A 5,396-nucleotide genomic window follows, 5' to 3' on the forward strand; every position below is an offset into this window, starting at 1 on the left:
CTGGCCTGGGGTTACTGGGCTGAGGCGAGCACGATGACCGGGCATCTGACTCAGGCTGATCTGGCTCGCATGAGCCGGGCCGGGATGGGCGCGCTGGACGCCGAAGACGGCATGGCGCTGCTGGATCAGGCTCTCGGCTCCCGGCATGCGATGCTGGTTCCGATGGCGCTGGATCTGGCGGTGCTGCGCCGTCAGGACGGCCCGGTCCCCGGCTTGCTGCGAGCACTGACGGGAACCCGGCACCGCGCCGCCGCCAGCGGTGCCGCCGCGGACGCGCTGCGGTCGACGCTTGCCGGGATGGCGCCAGCGGATCGGGCCCTCCATCTGGCCGGGTTGGTGCGTGCTGAGGCGTCGGTCGTTCTAGGCGGCGCGGGTCGGGATCTGGTCCGGGTTGACCAGGCGTTCAACGACGCGGGCTTCGATTCGCTGACCTCGGTCGAGCTTCGCAATCGCCTGACCGCCTTGGCCGGGATGCCGCTGCCCGCGACGTTGGTGTTCGACTACCCGACTCCATTGGCGCTGGCCGACTACCTGCTCGCCGAGCTCCCTGGCGACGCGAGAGGACTCGACGCCACAGCGACGCCATGGGAGCTCCTGGAGCACCTGGAGACCAGGCTCCTCACCGTCCCGCCCGACGACGAAATGCGCCGCACGCTGAGCCTTCGTCTGAAGAAGACCCTGGCCAAGCTGACCGGCGAGAGCGAGAAGACGACCGGAGCGACCGACGTGACGGTGGCGACCGCGGACGAACTGTTCGACCTGCTGGACGAAGAACTGGATCTCTGATCACCGGCCCTCCTGCACGTCCACTCGGACCACCAGAAATGGAGCGAACTTCGATGGCGGAGGACGACCGGACCCTCGAATATCTCCGACGCACGACAGCGGCGCTGCGGCAGGCCCGCCTCCAGCTCAAGGAGTACGAGGACGTCCGATCGGAGCCGGTGGCGGTCGTGGGCCTGGGATTGCGGCTGCCCGGTGGTGTGGACAGTCCGGCGGCGTTGTGGGAGCTGCTGGCCTCGGGCACGGATGCGGTGGGGGAGTTCCCCACCGATCGAGGTTGGGATCTGGAGGGCTTGTTCGACCCGGATCCCGACGCTGTGGGGAAGTCGTCTGTCCGTGTCGGTGGGTTTCTGGCCGCCGCGATGGTGTTCGATGCGGGGTTCTTTGGGATCAGTCCGCGTGAGGCGTTGGCGATGGATCCGCAGCAGCGGTTGCTGTTGGAGACGTCGTGGGAGGCGCTGGAGCGTGCGGGGATCGACCCGTCCTCCCTGCGGGGCCAGCGCGTGGGCGTCTACGCCGGGCTGACCGCCAACGACTACCAGTCCGTGGCTACCGCGACTCCTGAGCTGGACGGGTACCGGACGGGCGCGACTTCGAGTGTGGCGTCGGGACGGATCTCCTACGTGCTGGGGCTTGAGGGTCCGGCGGTGAGTGTCGACACGGCGTGCTCGTCGTCGCTGGTGGCGTTGCATCTGGCGGCTCAGGCGCTGCGCGCGGGTGAGTGCTCGATGGCCCTGGCCGGAGGCGTGACCGTGATCGCGCATCCCGGCATTTTCATCGAGTTCTCCCGGCTCCGTGGCGTCGCCGCCGACGGCCGGTGCAAGGCATTCTCAGAGACCGCGGACGGTGTGGGCTGGGGCGAGGGCGCGGGGATGTTGGTCCTGGAGCGTCTGTCGGATGCGCGGCGGCTTGGGCATGAGGTCCTGGCCGTGGTCCGGGGCAGTGCGGTGAATCAGGATGGCGCCTCCAACGGGCTTACGGCTCCGAATGGTCCGTCGCAGCAGCGGGTGATTCGTCAGGCGTTGGCGAGCGCTGGGTTGTCTCCGGCTGAGGTGGATGCGGTCGAGGCTCATGGCACGGGGACGGCTTTGGGTGATCCGATCGAGGCGCAGGCGTTGCTTGCGGTGTACGGCGACCGTGGTGAGGGCGGGGAGCCGTTGTGGTTGGGGTCGGTGAAGTCGAACATCGGGCATTCTCAGGCCGCGGCCGGAGTCGCCGGGCTCGCCAAGATGATCCTGGCGATGCGGCACGGTGTCCTGCCCCGAACCCTTCATGCTGAGACGCCCTCGTCGAAGGTCGACTGGTCGGCGGGCGATGTGCGGATCCTGACCGAGGAGCGTGAGTGGCCCGCGACCGGACGTCCGCGCCGGGCCGGGATCTCCTCCTTCGGAGTCAGCGGCACCAACGCCCACATCATCCTCGAACAAGCACCGGATCCCATCACCCTGGAACAAGCATCAGGCCCGGCTGACGCGGAAGCCGCTCCTGAGACGCCGGACCTGCCTGCCGAGCCGGTCTCGGACACGTCGGGTGCGGTGCCGTTGGTGGTGTCGGCGCGGTCCCCGGAAGGTCTGCGGGCGGCGGCCGGGCAACTGGCCGACTTCCTCGAACAGCAGCCCGTATCGAGCTTGGGCGATGTGGGGCGTGCGTTGTTGACGTCCCGTTCGGTGTGGGAGTTCCGGGCCGGTGTGGTGGCCGCAGAGCGGGATGAGGCGGTGGCGAAGCTCCGTGTGGTGGCGACTGGGGACGGGGGGTCTTCCGGTGTGGCCGGCGCTGGGCGGGTGGTGTTCACGTTCGCTGGTCAGGGTGCTCAGCGGGCGGGAATGGGCCGGGATCTGTGTGCCGCGTTCCCGGTGTTCGCCGCCGCGTTCGGTGAGGTTTGCGCGGCACTGGACGCGGAGCTAGGTGGAGCGGAGCTGGGCGGGGCTGCGCGGGTTTCGGTGCGTGAGGTGGCCTTCGCTGACGCGGGTTCTGATCTGGCCGGTTTGCTGGATCAGACGGTGTACACGCAGTCGGTGTTGTTCGCGTTCGAGGTGGCGTTGTGGCGTTTGGTGGAGTCGTGGGGTGTTCGTGCGGATGCGCTGGTCGGTCATTCGATCGGTGAGTTGACTGCGGCGTTCGCGGCTGGTGTGTGGACTCTGGAGGACGCCGCACGGGTGGTGGCTGCCAGGGCCCGGTTGATGCAGGCTCTCCCTGCCGGGGGTGCGATGGCGTCGCTGGCCGCCGGTGAGGAGCAGGTCGTCCAGCTCCTTGCCGGTCACACCGGTGTGTGGGTCGCTGCGGTGAACGGGCCGCGCGCGGTCACCGTTTCAGGAGAACAGGCGGCTGTCGAAGAAGTCGTCGCGCTCGCGACGGCGGGTGGGATCCGGGCGCGGATGTTGCCGGTCAGTCATGCCTTCCACTCACCGCTGATGGATCCGATGCTGGAGGAGTTCGCTGCCGTCGCCGTCGGTGTTGACTATCGCGAACCTTCGTCGGCGGGGCGGCGGGAGTGGATGTCGCCGAAGTACTGGGTGCGGCAGGTCCGTGAACTCGTCCGCTTCGCCGATGCTCTGGCTGAGGCTGGTGCGGGGTTCCTGGTGGAGATCGGTCCGGATGGGAGTCTGACGTCTCTCGCCCGGAGCGGTGACCATCCGGTCGCGGCGGTCGCGTTGTCGCGCCGGGAACAGTCGGAGTCGGTCGCGGTGGTCGCTGGACTCGTCGAACTCTGGGCTGCTGGCGGGCCGGTCACGCAGACTGCTCTGGCCGCGCTGATTCCCGGTGCCGCCGTTCCCGGTCGGGTCGTTCCGCTGCCCACGTACCCGTTCCAGCGGGATCGTTATTGGCTCGCTCCTGCTGCTGCCGGTACCGGTCAGGTGGCCGGTGGGCATCCGCTGCTGGGTCCGGCGGTCGAGGTTCCGGGTGGGGTGATGCTGGCCGGGCGGGTGTCGCTGAACACCCATCCGTGGCTGGCCGATCACGTGATCGCCGATGCTGTGGTCGTTCCCGGCGCCGCGATGGTCGAGTTCGTCATCGCCGCTGGGGATCGGGTGGACTGTTCGGTGCTGGATGAGCTCGTCATCCACGCCCCTTTGCCGGTCCCGGCGTCCGGGGTGGTTGAGATCCAAGTCCACGTCGCGGAGACCGACGGCACGGGGCGTCGGCCGGTGATGGTGAGTTCACGTCTGGCCGGGACGCCGGAATGGCAGCGGAACGCCGAGGGCTTCCTCACTCCCATGGCCGCCTCCGTCGCCGACGGTGCCGATCTGCGGGCCTGGCCGCCGCCGGGCGCCGAGCCGGTCTCGGTCGAGGACTTCTATGAGCGGCTGGTCGATCACGGCTATGCGTATGGGCCGCTGTTCCAGGGTCTGAGCGCGGTCTGGGTGCGTGAGGAGGACTTGTTCGGCGAGGTCACCCTTCCCGAGGGCGCCGATATCGACGGATACGGAATCCACCCCGCCCTCTTGGACGCCGCCCTGCACATCTCCATGGTCGCCACGCCGGCCGGTGACACCGGCGAAGTGATGGTTCCGTTCGCGTGGAACCGTGTCATCCTCCATGCCACCGGCGCCACCGCCCTTCGGATCCGCGCGACCCTAGGCTCCGGCGGGTTGGCGATGGACCTGGCCGACACCGCGGGCGAGCCGGTCCTGACCTTGGGAGCCCTCACCTCACGGCCCATCACCGCCGCCTCCGCCACCGCCCCCTCCGTCGGCGGTGCCGAACCGATGATGCTCTCCGTCGACTGGACCTCCCTCGCCACTGGAGATGACGGCGGCGCGACCGTGCCGGGCAGCGCTGTGATCGCGGATGTGGCGGGTCTGGAGGCCTTGGCCGAGGACGTGCCGGAGTGGCTGGTCTTGGACACGGACCTGCTCGTTTCCTGTGGCCTCGACCGGCGCGTCGATGCCGCTGGCTCTGAGCCGGGTGAGTTGGTGCGGGTGCGGGTGGTGTTGGCGCGGGTGTTGGAGGTGTTGCAGGCGTTCACGTCCGGGTCGGCTTTTGGTGGGGCTCGGTTGGCGGTGGTGGTTCGGGGTGCGGGTGGTGACCCGGTCGCGGCCGCGGTGGCGGGGTTGGTGCGCTCGGCGCAGTCGGAGAATCCTGGCCGGATCCTGCTGGCTGATCTCGGTGAGCGGGATCTCGGCGGGGATGTCGTGGGGTTCGCGGGGTTGTTCGGGCGGGCCGCGGCGATGGATAAGTGGGAGATCCGGGTCCAGGGCGGACAGGCCGAGATCCCTGGGCTCACCCGAGCCGCGGATGGTCCCCTCGTGACGGGTGCCGCCGACACCGGGACTGACGGCGCCGGCCGGGTCGAGGGTCTGGCTGACGGCTGTGTGGTGGTGACCGGTGGGACCGGGATGTTGGGTGGCCTGGTGGCCCGGCATCTGGTTGCCGCCCACGGGGTCCGGAATCTGGTCCTGACCTCACGGAGGGGCCCGGCCGCCGAAGGAGTCGAGCAGTTGCGGGCGGAGCTGGAGGCCGCTGGCGCTGACGTGCGGATCGTGGCCTGTGATGTGGCTGATCGTGATCAGGTGGAGGCGTTGCTGGCCGGGGTTCCGGTGCCGCTCAGCGGGGTGATTCACACCGCCGGGGTCCTGGATGACGCGGTTCTGGGCGGGCTGACTCCGGGGCGG

2 protein-coding genes are annotated in these 5,396 nt (G+C 69.4%); both read left to right on the forward strand.

From position 1 onward, the window contains the following. Window positions 1–33: 33 nt before the first annotated feature. Window positions 34–786, forward strand: coding sequence for an acyl carrier protein (locus tag MXD61_RS05370; RefSeq protein WP_248811736.1), 753 nt, complete (start codon window positions 34–36; stop codon window positions 784–786). Between the two features lie 53 nt (window positions 787–839). After that, on the forward strand, window positions 840–5,396 hold a 4,557-nt coding region (locus MXD61_RS05375), incomplete at its 3' end, for a type I polyketide synthase (RefSeq protein WP_248811737.1).

The sequence above is a fragment of the Frankia sp. AgPm24 genome (assembly GCF_023243055.1).
GTDB lineage: Bacteria > Actinomycetota > Actinomycetes > Frankiales > Frankiaceae > Frankia > Frankia umida.

Coding starts and splice junctions, on each gene's coding strand:
- MXD61_RS05370 (WP_248811736.1), top strand. CDS start 34: ATGACCGGGCATCTGACTCAGGCTGATCTGGCTCGCATGAGCCGGGCC.